Raw genomic sequence first — 23,255 nt, 5'->3', positions numbered from 1 at the left:
CCCGATACGCGCTACACCCCCTGCGGCCACCACCGTTCCGGCATCATGACCCCCATGACCGACGGTGTGGGGATATGGGAAGCAGCGGCCCGGTTCGACCGGAGCGCTGCCGCCAAGGACGAAGCCGGCGCGGAGCAGGAGCGCAAGCAGGTGCTGGCCCAGTTCCCCCTGGAGGAGTGGCCCAGGCTGCCCCTGGAGCGCTACGCGTTGGGCCTGGAGCCGTCGGGGCCGGGGATGACCTATTGCCGGCTCATGGAGTTCGGTACTCAGTCCCTGGGCAGCATCAAGGGCGGCAGCGCCGCGAAGCACATCATGTACCGCCACAACTCCGGTGAGTGGCGGCTGGCGGCGCCCCTGCGCGGGATGGAGCCACAGGGTGCGTGGGAACTCCTTCGAGCCCAGTTCCTCCAGGCATTGACTTCCGTGGCCGCGGGCGACTTCGCGGCCTTGGACGAACTCGAGATCCTGCGGTTCGGGCCCGCGCTGGTGACCAAGACTCTCGCCACCTACTACCCCGAGCACTTCCTCCCGGTCTACTCCGCGGGGCACCTGCGGAAGTTCCTCGCCCTGCTGGGCGGCACGTCGGGCGCCGACTCCCCGACCTGGCGCAGTAACCGGCAACTCCTCGAACTCGTGCGGTCGCGGCCGGAGTTCGCAGGCTGGTCCGCGTACGAGGTGATGACCTTCCTCTACCAGGACTTCGACCCTCGTCCCCAGACGCGCACGATCTGGAAGATCGCCCCCGGTGAGCGTGGACGCCTGTGGGACGAGTGCCGTGACGGCGGTTTCATCTGCGTGGGGTGGGACGAGCTTCGCGATCTGGGTGAGTACCAGACCGACACCGAGCTGCAGGAAGCCCTCGACGCCAACTGGCCTCGTGGCAGCGGTCGTAGCCTCACCACCGCGCGCAGACTCCTCGCCTTCAGGGACCTGGAGGCCGGTGACCGGGTGGTGGCCAACCGTGGGATGGACGAGGTGCTCGCCACGGGTACCGTCACCGGGGGATATCGGTTCGATCCCGAACGGCCGGAGTTCCGGCATGTGGTCCCGGTCGACTGGGACGTCTCCCACGCGCAGAAACTGTCAGGACCCCAGCACGGCTGGCGGTCCACGTTCGCCAAGGTCGACCCGACGCTCTTCTCCAGGCTCACCGCACATCGGGCGGCCGGCTCTCCCGCGCAGGCGGTCCCGTCGTCCACCGATCTGGCGCCCGAGGACGTGCGGGCCGTACTGGACGCGCTGGATCGGAAGGGGCAGGTGATCCTCCATGGGCCTCCCGGCACCGGCAAGACCCGGCTCGCGCTCAGTGCCGCCCTCTTCATGGCCGGCCGCGCGGACGCGATCAACACCGACCCGGCCCGACGTTCCGCGGCCCAGGCCGAGATGCTGGGCGGCGAGCAGGTCCATCTGGTGACCTTCCATCCCTCCTACGGCTACGAGGACTTCGTCGAGGGCTTCAAACCGGATCTGAGCGCCACCGGCCCCGGGCTCACACTCGCCCTCACCGACGGGGCTTTCCATACCCTGTGTGACCGGGCCTCGGCACATCCCGAGCAGACGTACCTCCTGATCATCGACGAGATCAACCGCGGTGACCTGCCCCGGATCTTCGGTGAGTTGATCACGCTTCTCGAACTCGACAAGCGCGGCCTGCCCCTCACCCTGTCCGTCAGCGGTCGGCGCTTCTCCGTGCCGCCGAACATCCGGATCATCGGCACGATGAACACCGCCGACCGGAGCATCAGCCACCTCGACGCGGCCGTACGCCGCCGCTTCGCCTTCGTTTCCGTCGGGCCTGACCCGGACGCCGTATCCGGCACGGTCGGCCCGCTGGACCTGGCGGAGTTCTTCGAGTCCCTCAACACCCGCATCACCCGGCACCTCGACGCCGACCACCAGATAGGACACGCCTACCTGCTGCGTGAGGGCGCGCCGATCGCCACGGAGGACGACCTCGCCGCGGCCTTCCACCACGAGGTGATCCCGCTGCTGGAGGACTACTGCCTCGGCCGGGCCGACCTGCTCCACCGCATCCTCGGCAGCCTGGTCGACGCGGACACTGGTCGCACGGCGCTCATGTCTCCTCAGGATCTCGCCACGGCCCTGGCCGCCGAGTTCAGCGGCGGTCAGCCGAGTCCTGATGCCTGAGCGCACCGAGGTCCGCCTCGGCGAGTACGAGTCCGTTCCGCTGGACATCGCACAGCTCACGTCCCGGGATGTCGATCGCCTGCACGCCCTTCAGGCAGGGGGTCACCTCACCCTGCGCGCCGACCGCTCCGGATGGCGGCTGCGGGCGGACTCGTGCGTCGGAGTCCTGATCCTCGACCGCGTCCGCATCGTGATCGAGCCCAAGTTCGCCATCCCGGGCGACCGGCTCATGGGCTGGCTCGCCTACGCCCTGGACGCGCCCACGCCCGTCCGGACGACGTCACGACGCTGGGCCACCGGCCCGGAAGGCTACGCCGACCTCGTGGCAGCGGCCCTCCTGGAGCAGTGCGAGCAGCTGGTGCGCGAGGGGCTGCGCCGCGACTACGTCCGTCACCAGAGCGTGGAACCGGTGCTGCGGGGGCGACTGGACTTCGCCGCCCAGGCCACGCGTCGGTACGGACAACTGGACCAGTTACACATACGCACCTTCGACCGTGAGACCGACATCTGGGACAACCGCGTCCTGGGGACCGCCCTGAGTGTCGCGCTCAAGCTGACGGCCGGCTCTGGGCTGGCTCGCGACCTGCACGGGATCGCCGGCGCGTTTCCGCGGGCCGCCACCCCGGACGCGGCACTGCGCGCCCTGGACCGCATCAGGTACACGCGCCTGAACGCCCGCTACCGTCCCGCGCACACCTGGGCACGCCTGCTGCTGCGCGGTGGAGGCGTCACCGACCTGCTCACCGACCTGGGCAGCACGGCGGACGGCCTCCTTCTGCCCATGCCCGCGCTCTGGGAAGCCGTCGTACGACGCCTCGGCGCCGAGGCCGCCGCCCCGTGCGGCGGACACGCCGTCCCCAGCAGCGGCGAGACGGGCATCACCGTCCGCGGGGACCTCGGCAACACCTCGACCTTCCGCCCCGACCTGCTCCTGAGCCTCGCGACGCCTGACCGGCCTCACCGCGTACTGCTGCCCGTGGACGCCAAGTACAAGCGCTACGACCGCCACGGCGTCAGCGCCGCCGACATCCATCAACTCCTCACCTACAGCGTCGGCTACGCCCCCGCAGACGCTCCCAACGCGGTGATCGTCCATCCCCAGCCGGGCGGCCATGCCCATCGTGTTCTGCGGATCGACGGCTCGCAGGGCAGGCTCGGCACCGTTCACGTCATCGGCGTCGACACCCACACGCCCCCTCAACGAGCGGCCGCGTGGCTCACCGAGCGGGCCGCATCGGTCTGCGGACGATCGTCGCACTGAGCGGCGGCCACGAGCAGTGACGACCGCCGCAGCGCCGTCACCCGTTCCAGACGATGTTGCAGATGCGGCTGCCAGCCGTCAGATCGAACCACAGAGCGTCCGCGGCACCCAGGGGGATCAGGCCGTCCGCGCGACCGGGCGTGACACGCTCTGACATAGCGACAAGTTACCGGCGCCGGCGCCGAAGCGGGTCGGCGAGCGCTTCGGGCAGCCGGGCATTCACCTACAACTCGATGGCAGCGGCGCGCAGTTCAACTTCCGGATGGTGGCACCCGCCACGGCTTCATGCGGCCGGGAGCGGCTCCCGGGACGGCCCGTGGACGGCGCCCCCGTGCAGGTGCCGTCGCGCCCATCCAGTCAGTGGTGCACCTTTGAGCAGGCTTCACGTACCCCCTTCGCCTTGGTTGACCGGCGGTCTCGGCGCACCCCTGGGCCCGGTCAGGAGGCTCTCGATTTCCCGCATTGACCGGCGCCCGTCACATGCACACCGACCAGCGAACGCCCCATGAAATATAGCTACTTCCGCACGAATGCCCGGTGCCGTACATTTGCCGCAGCCCACGGGCCATCGTTTACGAACGCACGCCCGACGGGCCGTTGCACTCCGGGAGTTAGTCGTGATCACCCTGACACCGACCGAACGCGACATCCACCGCGTCCTCAGCGCCCGCGCGCGTGAGGCCGACGCGGCAAAGCCGCGCGAGGCGTGTCTGACGTACAAGGAACTGGGGCTGCTGATCGACCCCGAGGGTTTCAACACCGGCATGAGCCGGCCGCCTTTCCGCACTCTGTTCCCCGCGCTGGGACGCGTCAGCAGGTACGAGGTGGAGCACGGCCGACCCATGCTGTCCGCCCTGGTCGTGTCGCAGGACTCCCGCGTGCCCGGCCCGGGGTTCGTGGAACTGGCCCGGGATCTGCACCTCCCGGTGAACGATCCGGACACGTACTGGGACGATGAACTCACCGAGCTCGTCCGTTTCTGGTCCGATCACGACCCCGTGCTGCTCCTTGATGCCGCCGTCGACCGGCTCATGAACGAACTCGGCGCAATCAAGGCGGCTGTTCAGCGCCTCGGTGAAGCCTGACGCAGGCCGCCAGCACCTTCTGTCTGCCGTACCCGACCCCCTACCACGTACCACTCTCGCGGAGTCCAGCCAGTGCGTCCTGCTCGTTGCGCCGTCACCACCTCACTACTGATCCTCTCGGCGCTCACGCTCGTCGGCTGCGGAAGCGATGACGACTCCGCTGCAGCGGCCCCCTCGTCGACCGCCACGGCGGCCAGCGCGCAGCCGTCTGCGGCGGACGATGCTGAATCCGCCGAGGCTGCGGGGGCTGCTGCGGAGGAGGACGACGACGACACGTCGGTCGTCGACTTCCTGCGCGCCGCCGGTGTCGGTGACGACCTGGTGAACCAGCTCGGCGAGGTCGGCGACGCCAACGGTTACGGTCTCGGCGAGGACGTGGCGACGGACCTGGAGTCCCGGCGCCGGCTGGCGACCACGCAGGTCGAGACCTGCCGCAACGTTGCGGTGGGGCACCGTACTTGGGAAGGCATTCAGGCGTCGGACATGAGCGCCGGAGCCTCCCAGGAGCAGGCTGCCGCGATGGCGGACTTCCTCCGGACCGAGTTCTGCCCGCATGTCGCCCCCTACAAGGAGGCCGCGCTGCCGAAGCAGACCCTGAACGGGGCCGCCCAGGATGCCCACGGTGGCCGGGGGCTGGCGTCCCCGCTGTCGTGGTGGGACGCCCGTTATCCGCGTGTCTCCTGGTCCAAGGCCTGCGCACGCCAGACAGGACAGCCGCTTGGCGACCCGGTCGCCTACCGGCTTGCCGAGGACGCGGTCGTATGCGCCACGGTCCCACCGGCCAAGAGCCTCAAAAAGCACCTCGTCAGCGTGGACATCGTCTTCGCCTCTCCGGTCGGCGAAGCTCGGGCACGGGACGCCGTGCTCACCCTTCTCCCCTCGGATGCCACGCCGGACGAGGAGACCGAGGGCACCAACGCCGACTGGTCCTACCTGGAAGGCGGGTGCCTGAACATCAACTTCAGGTCGGACCGGCTCAAGGACGTCGCGGCCGAGGTCGAGAAGGACGCCGAACCGTGGGCCAGCGCCCTCTACTACTCCGACGGCGCGACCTCCGACGGTGCCGTGGGCGCCTACACCGGCAAGATCAAGCAGATCCTGCTCTCCACCGACAAGAACGAACCGGGCCTCACCGGCGACCTGACCTGCTGACCGTCACTGGCGCAGGTCGCCGTGCAGGGCCTCGTCGATCACGTGCGCTTCCCCCCTCAGCGCAACAGATCCGCCGCTCGGCGCGGAATACCTCGCAGGCGGCGCCCGGCCTGCCCGTGCAGCCGTCGAGCGGATCTGTCCGGGTGAATTGGCACGGATCGAGGCCTTCAACTCGGGTGCCCACCCGCGTCTGCCGACCGTCGACGACCGTAAGGAGCTCGTCCGCCGGACCAAGGCGCTCGTGGCGGCGATCCGGAGCAGTGCTGGGACCCAGAGCACCCGGGGGCGCCCGATGCGCCCGTCACCTGAGGCCCTGGTGACGGCCGCCGCCCGCCTCCTTCTGCCCAACACCGGCACCGTGACCACCCTCCCCCCGGCCTTCGCGCCCGTGCCACCGCGGTCCTGCTCCGCATGGCGCTCGACCAGGCCCTGGACTCCTACTGGCAGCGGGTCACTCCGTCGATGACGCGAGTCGGCAAGCATCGCATGCTGTGCCTGGAGTGGTACGCGGGCGGGACAGCCTGTCGGCAGCGGCGACTCCCCATGAAGACCGCGCGGATGAGCCACGTACCCCCTGTCGTGCGCAGCCCGCGACCCCTCGCAGGTACCGGACGAAGCCCCCTCGTCAGCGGAGCCACACCAGTACCGGCCGCCTGGGCAGCCGGTACCGCGTCACGCGATGTCAAACCGGTGTCATGCGTGGAGCGCCACACATTCCCGCAGCAACGGCTCCAGCCGCAGCTGGCCGTGCTCGCGGTCGAAGACCTGAAGTGCGTCGAGGCAGGTGACGATCCAGCGGGCCTCGTCCTCGTCCTCGATCCGGGCCGCGGTCATGGCCACAGCGGTCACCGCGCTCTCCAGGTCGAACAGGTCCTCCTTGAACTCGGCGGCGAGTGCCTGGTAGCCCGTCGCGAGCATCGGATCCGTGTACAGGCCGGTCGCCTCGGCGAAGGAGCGTGCCTCGGCCCGGTCCGTGCGCAGGCCGGCCAAACGGCGCAACACCTCGTCGGGGTCGCCCAGCTCGCCGTGCAGACGATGAGCCCGATCGACCAGGAGGGGCCAGCCACCGGTCAGTTCGTGGAGGCGATCCAGGCGGTCCTCCGTGTGGAACATCTCGACGCGCTGGGCCCAGCCTCGCAGGCTGCGTCGGTCGTGTCGGCGCAGCACGACGGGGGCGGCCTTGGTGGGTTCAGTCCCTGTCAACAGGGGCTGCCACAGCGCCAGTTGGGTGGGGTCAGTGACGAGGACGACCGCGCGGGTGACGCCCGGCGTGCCGGGGAGCTGCGTCTCGGCCTGGTCGACGGCCTCCCGGCAGGCCTCCGGGCGTGCCGGGTAGTTGGCGAAGTCGCTGATGACGACCCGCCGTTCACGCGGCACTCCGCCGGTGAGTTCCTGCCGGTAGACACGTGCGTTGCCGACGGGCGGCAGCTTCCAGTCGGCGATGCGTCCGGCGACCCTGCGCAGGGTGTCGCCGACGTCGGTGACGCCGGTCGCGGCGGTGCCGAGGACGACCCTCGTCTGGTTGGTCCGCTCGCCGAGCAGGTCGTCGAGCTGGGTGATCGTGAGCGGAGCCGGGCGGCCGTCGGGCAGTTCGGGACGGCCCTCCTGCACGATGCTCTCCTGGAGCTCGCAGTCCTGCTCGGCCCTGAGCAGACGGGCTTCCACCTCGTGGGAGCCGCCGATCATGCGCAGGGCGCTGGGACCGCGCAGATGCCAGCCCAGACCGTCGTGGTTCGGGGCGAGAATGCCGAGACCGACCATCTCGGAGAGGTAGGCGCGGAAGCCCTCGGTGTCGAGCTGTTCGAAGCCCTTGCGCCAGTACGTCTCGCACTCCTCGCGCAGTTCGGTGTCGCTCAGCCGCACTTCCAGGCCACGGTGGCGGGCGTGATAGGCCAGCACGTTGGCGATCACGTCGTAACGGTGGTCGAGGCTCAGTGTGTCCTTGAAGGCCGCCGAGATGCTGTCCCTGAGGCCGGTGTCCGACTCCACGACCTCGATGTCGGCGAGCTCCACCGCGTACGGAGGTTCTTTGGGTCCCTCGGGTCCGCGCCGCGCCCGCTTGCGGTGCATCACCTCGACCAGCCGGTGCCCGAACATCTGGAGCAGGAAAGGCTGGTAGGAGCAGTAGCCGAGCACCCGGTTGACGAGGTCCAGGTCCAGGAACTCGAAGCCGAGCGCCCGCATCGGCTCGACCAGCAGCTCGGCGGCGAACTGGGGGGCGAGCGGGCCGATCACCTTGGGCGTCTGCGCGAGATGGCCGAACGGCCCGTTGCTCGCGAGCTTGGAGAACCGCTGCACGGAGTGCAGGCCGGCGAAGACGACCTTGGCGCGGTCCTTGGTGTCGTCCCCGAGACCCTTGAGCTTCTTGGTCTGGTTGAAACGAGGAGCATCCGCCTCGAAGAACTGGTCGCACTCGTCGAGCAGGATCAGCAGACGGCGACGCGAGTCTCCTTCGGTCCAGGCCTGGATGCCCGCACGCACCCGTTCGGAGATGTCCTTGGCGGGCCTGCGCCCCTGGGGACGGTTCAGCACCTGCGCCTCGGTCAGCTTCCTGTCCAGCACGCTCCACAGGGCCTCCGGCCCGAGCGAGCTGCCCTTTCCGATGTTCTCCTGGTCGAGGTTCACGTACACCGTCTGGTAATAGCCGGGGCGCTGCTCCATGAACCTGTCCCCGGCGTCCGCGAGCAGGGCCGACTTGCCGAGGCCCCGGCCGCCGAAGATGACCTGGGTGCCCCGCGGGTCGAGGATGCTCTTGCGTTCGGCGTCACGGCCGTAGAACATCTCGCTACCGATCCGGCCGCGCTTCTCCCTGATGTACGGGTTGACACCGGAGAACGGCAACAGGATCTGCGTGGCGGTGCTGACCTGTCGGTTGCCGTGGGCCGCGAGATAGGCGAGGGCGGCGTCGTCCACCACCAGCAGCGGCTGCGACAACCGTCCCGAGCCGACGGCCAGTTCGACGCGGGCCTCGCGGCTGAGCGTGCCGAAGTAGACGACGAGGAGACCCGTTCCGCTGGTGTCGCGCTCCGCCCAGCTCATCACGACCTTGGCGGGCGGCCGACCCCACACCAGCATCACCCGGAGGTTGCCGCCCTGCTCCCTGATCTGCGAGCCGAACGCCGGTGCCTTCGCCCTGCCGTTGATCGCCACTTCGGTCGCTTCGAAGAGCCGGTACTCGCGCCGGTGCTGGGACCGCTCGTCGAGCGGCCGGGCGCTCTTGGCGTCGTAGCCGAGGAGCTTGAGGAGCGGCGGCACCCTCCGCGTGTAGGCAACGTGGAGCCGGTCTTTCGGCTCGGTGGTGCCCATCAGCCGCCACTCGTCGAGGGCATCGGCCGCCAGCGCGGCCTCGTCGGTGGACAGGGCGCTGTAGTCCAGAACGGGGATGGCCGGGTGTGTGCCACAGGACCGTACGAGGTCGACAAGGCCGCGGTCGATGCCCCCGCGCAGGCCGTCGGGCACGGCCGGGAAGAACTCGGCCAGATACGACTCACCGTTCTCGATCTCCGGGACGTCTTCGCCGATCTCCAGGAAGTAGACGAGGTCGGCGGCGGTGGCCAGGTCATTGGTCTCCAGGCGCCGCAGCACCTGGGCCCGCTGGTCCGGGGTTGAGTCCAGGACGTCGAGCCTGGCCCGGATCCGGTCGGCCGCCTCCCGCCGGAAGTCCGGCAGGCTGCTCCGTACGGTGTCGAGTCCACGCCGGACGGCGACCAGGTCGTGCGTGTCCGCGCCGTCGAGTCGCTCGCGGGCGTCGGCCAGCAGCTCCTGCAGACGCAGATCCTGGTCGTCGGTCACGGCGCCGTCGGCTTGCGCGCGGTGCAGTTCGGCTACGAGTTCGTCGTGCGCCTTCCGCAGTTCTGTGCGTCGTACGGCCTCCCGCTCCTCGATCTCGGCGAACTGGGGCGGCGTGAACTCCTTGGCCTGCGCGGCGGGCAGCATGCCACGTCCGGCCAGCTCGACGATGGTGCGGGCCGCGGCGAAGGCATCGTGGTCCAGCCGCTCGGTGAGGGCCTCCTGCCAGCTTCGGTCGACCGCCATGAGCAGCTGGTCGAGCGACGGCCGCTCGTCCAGGGTGTCGCACACCTTCAGCAGCTCCACGTCCAGCACGCGCTCAGGGGCGAGTGAACCGCCCGCGCGCATGGTCGCGGTGTCGCCGGTCAGCAGGGCGAACAGCTCCTCCATAGAGGCGCGTGCCGCCCATGCCGTGGCGGCGGCGAGGGCACCCGAGCGCCGGGCCAGCCGTTCGAGTTCACCGAGTACGGCCTCCCTGGCGTCCAACAGGGACTGGCGCAGCGAGGAGATCTCCTGGACCGCCCGGTTGCGGTCGGACCGGTCGCCGCGGCGGGTGCCGTCGACCACCAGACACCACTCCTTGGCCAGGCCGACGGCGCGCTCCACGAGATGCACCAGGTCCTGTCGCCCGGCGCCCTGAAGAGGTTTGCCGCTGGGTGAGCGGTGCTTGCGGTCCATGCGGTCGATCTCGTTGTTGACCTCGGCCAGTTTCGACAGGCGTTCGGTCTGCTCCCGCACCTGCTGGATCGCGTCACGGCGGTCGTGGACCACAGTCATGAGCAACGATCCGAGCAGCCCGTCATCCGGGTTCAGCCATCGCTTGGCGATCTCCGTCGCCCGCGCGAACCGCAACCTCTGTGGCGTGAGCAGCGCGTTGCACTGCTCACGCAACTCCCGCAGCCTCGCATCCCGCTCGGCGTCGTCGGCGATGACGACCAGTGGTGAGGCGAACAGTGCGCCGCTGAGCGCACGATCGGCCACGGCGGTCGCCATCTCGCCGAGACGGTCCGGGAGTCTGGGCACGAGCGCCTTGAGCTGAGCGCCTGCGAGATGATCGCCGGTGATCAGAGCGGTACGCAGCAGGGCGGGCAGCAGCAGGAGCTCGCCCCACTCCGTGTCGCGGCCCGCGTATCCGCCGTAGCTCTGCAGCAGGTCCGTGGTCAATCGGGCGCCCTGGCTGTCACCGGACGTCAGTAACGCGGCGGCACCGGCCAGGCGGAGCGCCGCCACTTGTGATTCGGGGTGGTCGCCGGCACGCGCCACATGATGGGCGAGTCCGAAGCGCCGCTCGACGACCAGCCGCACCAGCGCCCGCTCGGTGACGTCCTCGACAGTGGCCTCGTCCTCTCCTGCCTTGTCCTCGTTCGCGGAAGTGGCCGCGGTGGGGGCCAGTTCCGGAGTGGGGACCTGGACGGGTTCGGGCGTGACTTCGGCAGCCGAAGGTGTGGGCGGCGCCGGGGAGCCGACAGCGGGTGTCGGAGCCGGTGCGTCATCGGCGCCAAGAGGACCGGCAACCGCCGGCGCCGCCGTGGGGGCTTCCGGTTCGGGAGCGGGCGCAGGCTCCTGGGTGAGGGCGGCGGCTGTCACGTCCGCCGCGTTCTGGGCTACGTCAGGCTCCGTGGCACCTGCCTCCGGTTGAGCAAGCTCCAGTTCAGGGGCCATGACGGCCGCCATCGCACACGCGGGCAGCACCCGCGCGACCTGTTCCTGCAGCACCAGGATCTCCGCCGCGGCGTCCGCCTGCCGCCCCAGCCGAATGAGCCGGGTCAGGGCCACGAGGGCGGCGCTCTCGTCCCGTTGCCTCTGCTCCCACACGGGTGCGTCCAACAAGCGGCGGGTCACGTCTCGCACGGCCTCGGTGGCTGCGGCGGCGGGGCTGTCCGGTCGGCATACGACATCCAGCAGTTCCCGCAGATTCTCACGTGCCCGGACGTCATGTTCGTGCGTCACCCGGTACGCGCTCGCGGCGCGTGTCATGTCCTCGAGACGGCGCGGCACCCCCACGATCCCGGCCGCGCGGAACACCGCCTCGGCACGATCGAACGTGTCGCCGAGCACGGTCAGCGGCGCCAGGTCCTCGTCCTGCGGAGGGCATCCGTCGGCGACCAGGGCTGTCACCTTCTCCGAGGTCTCACGGGCGCGGACGAGGGCCGACTCCAGCTCTCGGCAGACCACGTCGAGCTCCGCCAACCCGTCTGCCCGGGTGCCCTCTGCCGCTTTTCCGGACTCGTCGTCCGAGACGGGATCGGGCGGCGTCTCCCGCTCCTCCGACACGCCGGGCTCGAAGCCGGGGTACGCCGCCACGATCGACCGAGCCACGTCACCGACAGCGGCGAATCGCGCCGCCTCGTCATCATCGGCGGCTCCGGCGAACCAGTCCTGGTCCGCTGCCCAGGCAAGGACGTGGGCGTCGCCGACGGAGGCGTTGCTCCACGCGAAGACCGTGGCCCGGACCAACGGCTCGCCCCACCGGGAGACCGGGTCGGACACGGCTTCGCCGTCCTGAGCGAACACGAAACGGCCGACCTGGTTCATCACGATGTGGGTGAGTCCTTTGACCCCGCAGGTGCAGGTGTGCTGCCGTGCCTCGCGTTGCAGCCTCCCCAGCACGTCCGCGCAGAGGGCCTTGCTCGCCCGTCGAGGGGCCGCGATGCGGATGCCCAGGCTGCCGAGAAGATCCTGCCTGTCCCTGGGCGACAGGGAGTTGAAGGCGAGTTCCACCGCGTTGACCGTGAGGTCGTTCAGAGCGGTTACGGCCGGGTGCGTCAAGGCGTTGAGCGCATCAGCCAATCCTTCGAGTTCCTCGGCCGAGACGCTCGACGGGGACAACGGCGGCCCGGTGACGACGCGGTAGCGGTCCTGCATGTGCACGTACTCCGTTTCTGTGGCTGTTCCAAGGACGGTCACGCGCGGGAGGTCCGCGGCCGGATCAATGACCGCGCGTGTGCTCGGTGACGAACGTGTAGCCGAAGGGCAGCTCCCAGCCATCCGCCTTGCCGAGCCTGCGGCAGTGGTCGCGAAAGGCCGCTCTCTGGACCTCGCTGGGCGAGCATCCCGGTCGCAGGCGGCGCAGATGACCGGGGACGAACTGGATGCCGGGCAGTCCGGCACCGCCCGGTTCCGTGCCGCCCCAGGGGCGTATCACCCGTCGCCGGACCGGGCGGTATCCGATGAGGGGGATGACCGGCTGCTGGTCTCGTGCCGGGTAGTGCGGCTGGCCCCAGGCGTCCCGGCTACCGAGGGCCGGTTCCAGAACCCGCTCCGCGAACAGTTCGGCGACCGCCGATTCCAGGGCGGCGGCCTGTGACGGTGCCGGCCGACGCCCGTAGACCGCGCTCGGCAGGACCGAACGGTCCAACAGGGCATGGCCGTCCAGCGTGAGCAGCCCGCATCGACGCACGGTGCGCATCACCAGTTGCCGGGGCCCGAGGCCGACCGCGCTGTCACCATGGCGGCCGCTGCCGGGAACGTCCTCCCGTGTCAGTACACGAGTGTCGTAGCAGTGGTTGGTCTCACGGTCGCCGACCCGCACGCGCTCCTTGAGACGCATCGTCGCCACACGGATCACGGTGTCGCCGAGGACCCAGCGAATCTCTAGCATCAGGCCGGGAAAGAACCCCTGAGGCCAGAGGATGCCGGTCACCCGGTCCATGTCGTCGCCGAGTTCGACGGTGACATCCTGCACCGCCTCCTTCTCGTCCGACATCTCGCCGACGTGGTCGAGTTCGAGGCGCAGAGTGGAGCGCCGGCCGTACGACCGGCGAAGTTCTCGTACGACGTCCGGGTGCAGAGGGAACCAGCCGTCGATGAGGTGAGCCAGTCGTAAGGGTGCCCGCCAGACGACGCCGTTCGCATCGCTCTGCAGAAGCTCGCTGGGGCCGAGAGCGGCTTCGTCGGCGAGTGGCAGGTCGATCGGGTCCAGTTCCGCTTCCGGCTCCGGCTCAGGTTGCGCGGGCAGGGTGGACGCCCAACCGCGTCCGGCCGGAGCCAGCGGATCTCCAGGGGGTTCCGCGTCACCAGGGTGATGGGACCGCCACACGCCTCCGCTCTCGAAGGCGTCGTCGAGCGTGACGCGGGAGCCGTTCGCGAACAGGCCCTGGTCACTGTCCCGTTGGACCACATCGGCGAGCGCCACGTTCGCCCGACACACCGCGGCGGCGTACCCCACTCCCATGAGCTGTTCCGCGGCCCCGGGAAATCCGCGAAGCCTCGGCCCGACCGCTGTGTACACGGAGACCGGCGAGATGAGCCCGTGACGCCGTTTCGCCGGGACGGCCGCGTGTTCCACCGCTGCCGCGAGGGACTTGAGATCGTCTCCGCCCAGCGGTCCGGTGTCACGCCAGCATTCCGCGAGCGAGGTGCGGGTCATGGCGTAGTGACCCCAAGTGCGTAACTCCTCGCTGGAGTTGAGGACACCACGTACCGTGTCGAGAAGGCCGAGCAACCCCGCCCGCAGGTCCTCGTCACGGGTTCCGCCGACCAGCTCGGCGAGGGAGACGGGAACGAAGGGGCTGAGCAGCTGCTCCCGTGCCGTCGTCAGGAGATGGTCCGCGTACGCCGCGAGATCGTCGCGTCCGGCGCCCTCCGCGGACGGGTAGCACACGTCGACAACGACATGACCGTCCGCGTTGATCCAGCGCCGACGCGTGCGTAACCGATGGAGCTGGGCCGGCGACAGGCTCAGGGCCGGCCCGAAGGCATGGACGTCCGGAACCAGCAGCTCCCTGCGCCGCGGGGTGGAGCCGCTTCCTGGCTCGCCCGGCCCTGCGGCACCCGCAGGCGCTCCCGACACCCAGGCTGGTACGTCACCGTGCGCGCTCACCTCCGGGTGGGCGCCTTCCCGATAGACGATCTCGGCGTAGAGCGGATCCGACCCGGTGGCGACACACACCATCGCGCCGACCGGCAGCACGGGAGCGCGCTCACCGAAGGTGATCACGGGGAAGTCGTCGAGGTGCAGCGGGCTGCCGCCGTATCCCTCGCCGCCGAGGTCGTACCCGAAGTACACGGCATTGAAGGCGACCGCGGTGTGCACCGGCGCGGGGCGGGCCGCGACAACGGCTCCGAGGTAGCGCCGGAGTCGCTCGCGTTCCAGCTCGGGGACCGCGTCGTGCCCCATGGTCATGGCGGGAGTCAATAGGGCCTGATCACCGTATGGATCGGGCACCCCCTTTTCCCCGTCGTCGCCAGCCGTTCCCGGCACATACGAGTCCGCACCCATGACACCTCCGCCGCACCCCGACCCGCCCCGGCTCACCTGCGGTGATTCCGCAGACTATGCCGACACATGGCGTGCCTGTGGCACTTTCATCACTTTGCGTTCGTTGACAGTCACTCCGGTCGGCCCCCTGGAGCACCGACCCGAACCGTGCGCACGACTGAAGGTAACGCTGGCTCGTTGACATCGTCAACAGACGTTAAGAACATATATTCGTTGACATCGCTAACGCCCACTCGCCATACTGATGAGGCAACCCACCGTCAGCTCGCCGACCAGGGGACACGAAGATGACCACCGCAGGCCTGGACACCCAGCCCAGCGCGACCACGTACGAGCTGGGCGACCTCGTGGCCCAGGCCTGGAACGGCAGGATCCACGTTCCGCACTTCCAGCGCGACTTCCGCTGGGGCACCACCGATGTACTCCGTCTCTTCGACAGCATCGTCAAGGGCTACCCCATCGGGAATCTGCTCCTCTGGGTCCGCAAGACGCCTGCGCGTTCGTTCACGCTCGGCCAGTTGAAGATCGACGCGTCGGCTTCTCCGGACGCCTTCTGGGTGGTGGACGGGCAGCAGCGCATCACCAGCCTCGCCAATGCCCTCAGTCCCGAAGGGCATCTGCACGAGCCGTTCTCCATCTACTACGACCTCAGGGAGAAGCGGTTCATCGGCCAGCCCAAGACGCGTGAGCCCGAGCACATCGCGTTGCCCGTCCTCTTCGATCTGAAGAAGCTTCTCAGTTGGTTCCGCACGGAGGGCGAACTGGTCCCCGAGCTCTTCGACGAAGCCGACCGCGTCGCCACCGCTCTGCGCCAGTACAAGGTGCCCGCTTATCTCGTACGGCAGGACGATCTCGACATCCTGACCGACATCTTCGACCGGATGAACAATTACGGGAAGCGCCTCAACCGGGCGGAGATCTTCTCCGCGCTCTACGCGGGCCCGGAAGAGGGAGCCGAGGAGCGGCTCAACCTCTCCCGCATCGCTGACCGCATCGCCGCCAGGACCGGCTTCGGCACCATCGACACGGACACCGTCCTCGCCTCGATCCTCGCGCGGCGCGGGCCCGACCCGTCGCGGGACATCCGCAACGAGTTCAGCTCCACCGGCCGTCGAACCGCCCCGGAGTTCGAGGACGAGGACCAGTACGCGGCCTACGGCGAGGGCGAAGAGGCCCTGGTCCGCGCCATCGGCTTTCTGCAGACCGAAGCGGAGGTGCCACACCTCGCACTCCTCGTCTACCGCGCACTGCTCGTCGTACTGACCCGCTTCTTCGCCCATTTCCCCGACCCCGAGCCCAATACCCGCCGTCTGCTGCGACGGCTGTACTGGCGTGTGGCCGTGTCCGGTCCCGCCGTGTTCAAGGGCAGCTTCACTCAGGTGTCGCGGGTCCTGTGTGCCCGTATCCGCAAGGGTGACGAGAGCGGTTCGATCATGGGGTTGATGGACGCCATGGCCGAGGCCCAGCCCGCGATCCCGACGATCGAGCGGTTCCGGACCAACGAGGCCGCCGCAAAGATCATCCTCAGCTCCTGGTGGTCTCTGCGCCCGCGCTCCCTGGTCACCGGCGCTCCCCTCGACCTCCAGAACCTCTCGACGCTGCTCGCCGACCAGAAGACGGCCGGCACGGTGGCTCATGTGGTCTTTCCTCGCGGACTCACCTCCCAGCAGGTCCTGTACGCGGCGAACCGGCTGTTCCTGCCCAGCGCGGAGGACCCCGTGTCCGAGATCACCACGCTGCTCGCTCGTCGTCCCCCTCACCTGGACGCGGAGACCTGGGACCTGGTCCTGGCCTCGCACACGATGAACGACCAGGCCAGTCGGGCACTCGCCGAGGGAGATCGCGAAGGCTTCCTCCACCTGCGGCAGCAGATCATCCAGCAGCATCTGGCCGACTTCCTCGGGCGCATGGCCGAGTGGAACTACGAGGACACCCCCTCGTTGGACTCTCTGGATTTCGATGCCCTCGACGAACTCGAAGAGCCCGAAGAGCTCTTCTGACCAGTCCGCTCCCCCGCGAACAGGACACCGCTGCGCATGACCACGCTCCCGGAGACGTACTACGCCGTTCTCCTGCACTCCCGCCGGATCGGCACGCTGTGCCAGAAGGGTGACTACACGCGTTTCATCGTCAACGAGTCCTATGTGACCGACCCGAAGCGACCGGTCCTCGGCCTCCGCTTCGAGGAGAATCTGCGCGCCCCTTACGCGTCCGCTCTGCGGCTGCCCCGCTGGTTCTCCAACCTCCTTCCCGAAGGCCCGCTGCGGGAGTGGATCGCCGACGACCGGGGTGTCTCACTCGACAGGGAGATGGAACTCCTGGCCCAGGTGGGCCATGACCTGCCGGGTGCCGTCCAGGTGCTGCCTGCCGACGGCCCCGACGAAGGCTGGGAGTGGCCTGACAGCGAGCAGTCGGGACCAGACGGGAAACGCCCTGGCGGCACCTATGGTTTCCCCTCCGCCGACTCGCCATGGCGGTTTTCCCTGGCAGGGGTCGCTCTGAAGTTCTCCATGCTGGCCAGAGGAGACAGACTCACCGTTCCCGCCGCCGGCGTACACGGCGACTGGCTGGTCAAGTTCCCGGACTACCGTCATGCCGACGTACCGCGCAACGAGTACACCATCATGTCCTTGGCCCGGGCCGCCGGACTGGAGGTCCCGGACGTGCGCCTCATGCACCGCGATGAGCTCGAAGGCCTGCCCGACCGCATGTGGCCGAACGACGAGCAATGGGCCTACGCCGTCCGTCGCTTCGACCGAACCCGGGACGCCCGTCGCGCCCCCATCCACATCGAGGACTTCGCACAGGTCAGGGACAAGTACCCCCAGGACAAGTACCAGTCGACGTTCGAGACCGTCGCAGCCATCGCCTATCGCGGCCATGACGTGGACTCACTGCGTGAGGCGGCCCGGCGCATAGCGTTTTCCATGGTGGTGGGCAACGGCGATGCCCACTTGAAGAACTGGTCGCTGATCTATCGAGACCGACGGCTCCCGTCACTGTCACCGGTGTACGACCTGGTGTCCACAGCCCCCTACGCGCCGAGCGACGAACCGGAGGACCTCGGGCTCAAGTTCGGGGGCAGCAAGTCGTTCGACCGGGTAAGGCTCGCCGCCTTCGACCGGCTGGAAGGCGCCCTGGACCACCGTTTCGGGCCCACTCGCGCCCGGCTGACCGAGGAGGCCGTGCAAACCGTCGAACGGACACGCGCCCACTGGCCGCAGTACGAGGAACACCTCGCGGACAACCAGACCCTGCGCAAGGCGATCGGAAGGTGGATCACCGCCTCTGCCCAGCGTCTGCTCAGGCACCCTTGACGGCGTTCGGCCACCTGAGGGGTGTCCGTGCTCCCAGTACGCTGCGGACCAAACCGGACCAGCGAGAAGGACGATCCATGGGTCACGAGTATCCGGAGTTCCGGCTACGGCTGCCGGGGGGCGGTCCCGAGGCCCGGGGACGACTGCTGAGCGAGAAGGGGACAAACGGCAGCCAGAAGTTCGTCGTCCTGGCCGGGTCGCCGGGGCGCCCGGAGGTCGTGCCGTCCTTCCCCGTCCGCATGCCGTCGTCGTACCGCCTGCGGCAGCGCCTGATCGAGGCCGGGATTCTCACGGAGTCGGAGACTTGGCCCGGCTGGTTGGAACTCGCGCAGGACGTCGAGTGCAACTCGCCGTCGGCCGCCGCCGAGATCCTGGTTGGTCGCAGTGCCAACGGCTGGCTGGAGTGGAAGACCGACGACGGCCATCCGCTCTCGGACTACCTCGACCAGGTGTGGTGGGGGCCCAATCGAGCCTGGCTGGTGCGCGGTTCCAATGTCTCGGGCCTCGACCTCGTCCGGCGCCTGTGGCTGCCGGAGGGGCTGGTGACCCTGCGAGCGCGCCACCTGCGACAAGGCGTCGAGCTGGGTATCAGCAAGGACCGGCTGCGCAACGCCGTCGAGGAGGACTACGCCTCCACCGCGACGTACAACCAGAAGGTGCAGCTGGTCGAGGAACTGCACATGTTCCTCTCCCGGATGAGGCCGGGCGACACCATGTGCACCATTTCGGGCGGCCGACTGTACGTCGGCAAGATCACGGGAGACGCCGAGCAAATCGCCTCCGAGGACGGCCGGTCGGATCTGCGTCGACCGGTGGACTGGGCGGACGACGGGCACGCCTACGAAGGCCTGCCCGAGGCGCTCCAGCAGAAACTCTCCGCACAGCATGACGTCGTCGATCTGACCGCGGTGAAGGATCTCATCGACGGCCTGGGGATAAGCGACGAGGACCTGATCGAGGAGGCCGAGGCCGCGGATCGGGACCCGAGCCTGGAAATCCCTGCTCTCACCGCCCGACGCGAGCTGGAGCTGCCCGAGCCCACGGACGAGTTGACGGACGAGCTCCTCGTGCACGACACCGCCTGGCTACGCGAGGTGCGTGATCTGCTCTGGGACGAACGGCAGTTGGTGCTGTACGGCCCTCCCGGGACCGGCAAGACGTATCTCGCCCTGAAACTCGCCGAGTTCCTCGGCGGCGGGCCTGAGCAGGTCAAGCTCGTGCAGTTCCATCCGTCGTACGCGTACGAGGACTTCTTCGAGGGTTTCCGGCCGCAGGAGGATCCACAGACCCGCGAGGTCGCCTTCCGGCTCACTGCCGGTCCGCTGCGTGAACTCGCCGATCTGGCCTCCCGGGAAGGCAACCGGCACATCCCGCACTTCCTGATCATCGACGAGATCAACCGCGCCAACCTGGCCAAGGTTTTCGGCGAGTTGTACTTCCTGCTGGAATACCGCAACAAGTCGGTCCGGCTGACGTACTCCGGTGACGACTTCGCGCTGCCACCCAACCTCTTCGTGATCGGCACGATGAACACCGCCGACCGATCCATCGCCCTCGTCGACGCGGCAATGCGCCGACGCTTCGCGTTCGTCGAGCTGTCCCCGCGTACCGAGCCGACCAGCGGACTGTTGCGCCGCTGGCTCGCCCGTGAGGGCCACGATGCCGAGCCGGCCGACCTGCTCGATGCGCTCAACTCCCGTATCGACGATGCCGACTTCCGCGTCGGGCCCTCGTACTTGATGAAGAGGGGCGTCTATCGGGAGGGCGGGCTCGAAAGGACGTGGCGGACCAAGATCCTTCCGCTGCTGGAGGAGTACCACTACGGGGAAGGCGTGGACGTCGAGAAGCGGTACGGCCTCGCTGTTTTGCGGGAGTCGTCGAAGTGACCCGTGTCGTCGAACTCGTCGAGCACGCGCCGGCTGTAGGCGTTGCCCTGCCGGACGCGGTCGGACGAGCACTGGCGGCCGGGGACATCGTGGACGCGGTTCCTGATCCGTATGTCCCGGGCCACTGGTCCCTGCGGGCCGGCAGCAAGGTCGGCGCGGTGGCGGTCGCGACGCCGGGGAACGACGAGCCGATCACCGTACGCGTCACCCCCAAGGTTCCCATCACCCGACTGTTCTTCCTCCTGGGGTACAACCTCGACCCGAAGGGCGGCTGGCGAGACGGGGAGGTGGATGTCACCGGGCACCGCGATCTGCTGCCCGCCCTCGCCCATGCGGTGGAACGGCAGGTCGACCGCGCCCTGCGCCAGGGGCTCCTCCAGGGATATCAGAGGAGAGAAGAGACGTCCCTGGTCGTCCGGGGTCGCATCCGGGAAGCCGACCAGATACGACGGCGGTTCGGTGCGACACTTCCGGTCGAGGTGGAGTACGACGAGTTCACCACCGACATCGCGGAGAACCGCCTGCTGCGGGCTGCCGTCGAGCGCCTCCTTCGACTGCCCGGCGTACCCCACGACGTACGTCGCAGGCTGCTGCATCAACGTGCCCGTCTGGTCGATGTCGCGGTGATCGTGCGCGGTCACCCCCTGCCTGTCTGGCAGTCGAGCCGGCTCAACTCGCGCTACCAGCATGCGTTGCATCTCGCCCGAGTCGTCTTGGAGAACGCCTCCGTCGAGCACGCGCCCGGGGCACTGCGCGTCGACGGGTTCCTGTTCGACATGAACAAGCTCTTCGAGGACTTTGTGACGGTGGCTCTGCGAGAGGCATGCCGGAGCTTCGGGCACTCGGCACGGCTCCAGGATCCCCATCACCTCGACGAGGCCTCCGCGATCCGCATGAAGCCCGATCTCGTGCTCTACGGACCGAGTAGCGCCCCGTGTGCCGTGGTCGACGCCAAGTACAAGGCCGAGAAGCGGGAGGGCTTTCCGGACGCCGACCTCTACCAGATGCTCGCGTACTGTACCGCTTTGGGCCTGCACGAAGGTCACCTGGTGTACGCCAAGGGCAACGCGCCACACGCGGCCCACAGGGTGAGGCACGCGGGCATCGTGATCCACCAGCACGCTCTCGACCTCGATCAGGAACCCTCCGGCCTGCTGTCGGAGGTGGATCGGGTAGCCGCCCAGCTGGTGAACACCCCGCGCGTATGATCGATCGCGGAGTGTCCGTTCAGGATGGGGAGTGCGCCTCGTGCCGCAGCTCGCGTTCGCCAACAGTTTCTGGGAGAGCTACGACGTCCTGGAGCGGCCCGTCAAGGCCGGTGTGCGCAAGGCGATGCAGAAGTTCCAGCAACTCACCGTGCCCGAACTGCATGCGGACAAGGGGCTGCACCTGGAGTCCGTGGAGAACGCACGCGACCCCCGCATGCGGACCATCCGCATCAACGACTTCTGGCGGGGCGTCGTCCTCGCCCCTGACGACGGCAGTGAGGTCTTCCTGCTCGTCAACGTCGTTCCCCACGACGACGCCTACACCTGGGCCGCGAAGCGGCTGTACACGACGAACTCCGCGACCCGGGCGCTGGAGGTCCGCAACGTCGCGGCGATCGAGCAGCTGACCCCGGCCCTGGAAAAGGCCGCCGCGGTCGCCGACTCGCTTCTCTTCGCGCAGCACTCGGACACGGTGCTGCGCCAACTCGGCATCGACGAACAGGTCCTGCGGGCCGTGCGGACCATCGTCGACAAGGCGCAGCTGCGGGCCTTCGAGACGCTGCTGCCGGAGGACCAGTGCGAGGTCCTGCAGTACCTCGCCGAGGGCTTCAGCCCCGAAGAGGTGTACCGGGACGTGGTCGCCGTCCGGCGGCCCGTCGACGCGGGGCCCGATCCCGACGAAAGCCTGGCCGTCGTCATCGCCAACACCACGAGTCGCATCACCCTCGTCACCGGCTCCGAGGAACTCGCCGACATCTTGGAGAAGCCGTTCGCGGCTTGGCGGGTGTTCCTGCATCCCTCGCAGCGTCGCGTCGCCTACCGAGTGTCGTACGGCGGCCCGGTACAGGTAACCGGCGGCCCGGGGACGGGCAAGACAGTCGCGGCACTGCACAGGGTCAAGCACCTGCTCACCCGCTCCCAGGACACCCGCGTACTGCTCACCACGTTCACCAACGCCCTTGCCGCGTCGCTGCGGGAGAACCTGGCCATCCTCCTGGACGACGACCAGTCACTGCTCAACCGCGTCGAGGTGACCACGGTCAACGCATACGCACACGGCATCGTCACCCGCCTTGACCGCCGAGCGCCTTCCCCGATCAGCGACCGGGAGGAACGGCAGATGTGGCAGCGGGTCGTGAAGAAGCTGGGTTTGCCGTGGACGGAGCAGTTCCTGGCCCAGGAATACCGCCACGTCATCCTCGCCCAGGACCTGCGCACCCTCGACGACTACCGCGCGGCCTCCCGGCGCGGCCGCGGCAGCGCCCTGTCACCGACAAGGCGGGAGCAGCTGTGGCCGGCCGTCGAGCTGTTCGAGTCCACGCTGCGCGAACAGAAAGCCACCACACACCTCAAGGTGTGCGCCCGTGCGGCCGATCTCCTAGCCGCTTCCTCACCTACGCACGACCACGTCGTTGTCGACGAGGCACAGGACCTGCACCCAGCCCAGTGGCGCGTCCTGCGCGGCGCTGTGACAGCGGGCGGCGATGACCTGTTCATCACCGGCGACCCGCACCAGCGGATCTACGACTCGAAGGTCTCCCTCGGTTCCCTCGGCATCTCGGTCACTGGACGAACGCACCGCCTGCGCATCAACTACCGCAGTACGGAAGAGATCCTTGCCTGGTCGACAGGCATCCTCACCCCGGTGTCGGTCGACGACCTGGGTGGCGAGGGCAGCGATACCCTGGCGGGCTACCGGTCGCTCCTGCACGGCCGTACACCGCATGTCAACGGATACGGCTCGGAACAGGCGGAGATCGCGGCGCTCGTCGAGCGCGTGGAGAACTGGATCGCGCAGGGCATCCGGTCGTCGGAGATCGGCGTGTGCGCCCGATTCAACGTGCTGCTCGACAAGGCGTACGACAAGCTGGTCGCAGCCGGGGTGCCGGTGGTCCGGGTCAGGGACAATCCGCGGCCAGACACGGACGGCGTACGACTGGCCACCATGCATGCCATGAAGGGACTGGAGTTCCGCTGCGTCGCCGTCGTCGGAGCTACGGCGAGCGCGCTTCCTTTCACGCGCGAGGTGACGCCGGCCTCAGTGGATCCGCTGCAGCACGATTCGGACCTGCTACGGGAGCGGTGTCTCCTGTTCGTGGCATGCACGCGCGCCCGGGAGGCGCTCGCGGTGTCCTGGAGTGGATCGGCCAGTCCGTTCGTTCCGCAAGCGAAGTAGCGAACAACTGCT

11 protein-coding genes are annotated in these 23,255 nt (G+C 68.8%); 9 read left to right on the top strand and 2 right to left on the bottom strand.

What is annotated here, in order from left to right:
* Positions 1-54 precede the first annotated feature (54 nt).
* The 4 genes from OHN19_RS30900 (at position 55) to OHN19_RS30885 (ending at position 5,646) form a co-directional block, all read left to right on the top strand.
* Positions 55-2,148 (top strand): AAA family ATPase, encoded by a 2,094-nt coding sequence (locus OHN19_RS30900; protein WP_330267340.1) that lies wholly within the window; start codon positions 55-57, stop codon positions 2,146-2,148.
* Complete coding sequence (locus OHN19_RS30895; RefSeq protein ID WP_330267339.1) at positions 2,141-3,409, top strand: McrC family protein; 1,269 nt, start codon at positions 2,141-2,143, stop codon at positions 3,407-3,409. The genes OHN19_RS30900 and OHN19_RS30895 overlap by 8 nt, the downstream gene beginning before the upstream one ends.
* A 617-nt stretch (positions 3,410-4,026) precedes the next feature.
* Entirely contained in the window at positions 4,027-4,494 is a 468-nt protein-coding gene (locus tag OHN19_RS30890; RefSeq protein WP_330267338.1) for a hypothetical protein, read from the top strand.
* A gap of 72 nt (positions 4,495-4,566) precedes the next feature.
* Positions 4,567-5,646, top strand: coding sequence for a hypothetical protein (locus OHN19_RS30885; RefSeq protein ID WP_330267337.1), 1,080 nt, complete (start codon positions 4,567-4,569; stop codon positions 5,644-5,646).
* A 693-nt stretch (positions 5,647-6,339) separates the two neighbouring features.
* Here the strand turns inward: OHN19_RS30885 and OHN19_RS30880 are convergent.
* Entirely contained in the window at positions 6,340-12,300 is a 5,961-nt protein-coding gene (locus OHN19_RS30880) for a hypothetical protein (RefSeq protein WP_330267336.1), read from the bottom strand.
* Positions 12,301-12,364: 64 nt separating this feature from the next.
* Entirely contained in the window at positions 12,365-14,560 is a 2,196-nt protein-coding gene (locus OHN19_RS30875; protein ID WP_330267335.1) for a hypothetical protein, read from the bottom strand.
* A 383-nt stretch (positions 14,561-14,943) separates the two neighbouring features.
* Between OHN19_RS30875 and OHN19_RS30870 the strand changes: the two genes are divergently transcribed.
* From OHN19_RS30870 to OHN19_RS30850, 5 genes are all read left to right on the top strand, one after another.
* Entirely contained in the window at positions 14,944-16,656 is a 1,713-nt protein-coding gene (locus tag OHN19_RS30870; RefSeq protein ID WP_330267334.1) for a DUF262 domain-containing protein, read from the top strand.
* Between the two features lie 36 nt (positions 16,657-16,692).
* Positions 16,693-17,973: a type II toxin-antitoxin system HipA family toxin gene (locus OHN19_RS30865; RefSeq protein ID WP_330267333.1), complete on the top strand. Its 1,281-nt coding sequence runs from the start codon at positions 16,693-16,695 to the stop codon at positions 17,971-17,973.
* 77 nt (positions 17,974-18,050) lie between these two features.
* Positions 18,051-19,859, top strand: a complete 1,809-nt coding sequence (locus OHN19_RS30860; RefSeq protein WP_330267332.1) for a DUF4357 domain-containing protein — start codon at positions 18,051-18,053, stop codon at positions 19,857-19,859.
* On the top strand, positions 19,856-21,067 hold the full coding sequence (locus tag OHN19_RS30855) for an McrC family protein (protein ID WP_330267331.1): 1,212 nt from the start codon (positions 19,856-19,858) through the stop codon (positions 21,065-21,067). Before OHN19_RS30860 ends, OHN19_RS30855 begins: the two co-directional genes overlap by 4 nt.
* A 40-nt stretch (positions 21,068-21,107) precedes the next feature.
* On the top strand, positions 21,108-23,243 hold the full coding sequence (locus OHN19_RS30850; RefSeq protein ID WP_330267330.1) for a UvrD-helicase domain-containing protein: 2,136 nt from the start codon (positions 21,108-21,110) through the stop codon (positions 23,241-23,243).
* The last annotated feature ends 12 nt before the right edge of the window (positions 23,244-23,255 follow it).

Origin of the sequence: Streptomyces griseorubiginosus, from assembly GCF_036345115.1 — a bacterium.
Classification (GTDB): Bacteria; Actinomycetota; Actinomycetes; order Streptomycetales; family Streptomycetaceae; genus Streptomyces; species Streptomyces griseorubiginosus_C.
This window is presented reverse-complemented; position numbering and strand designations above follow the sequence as displayed.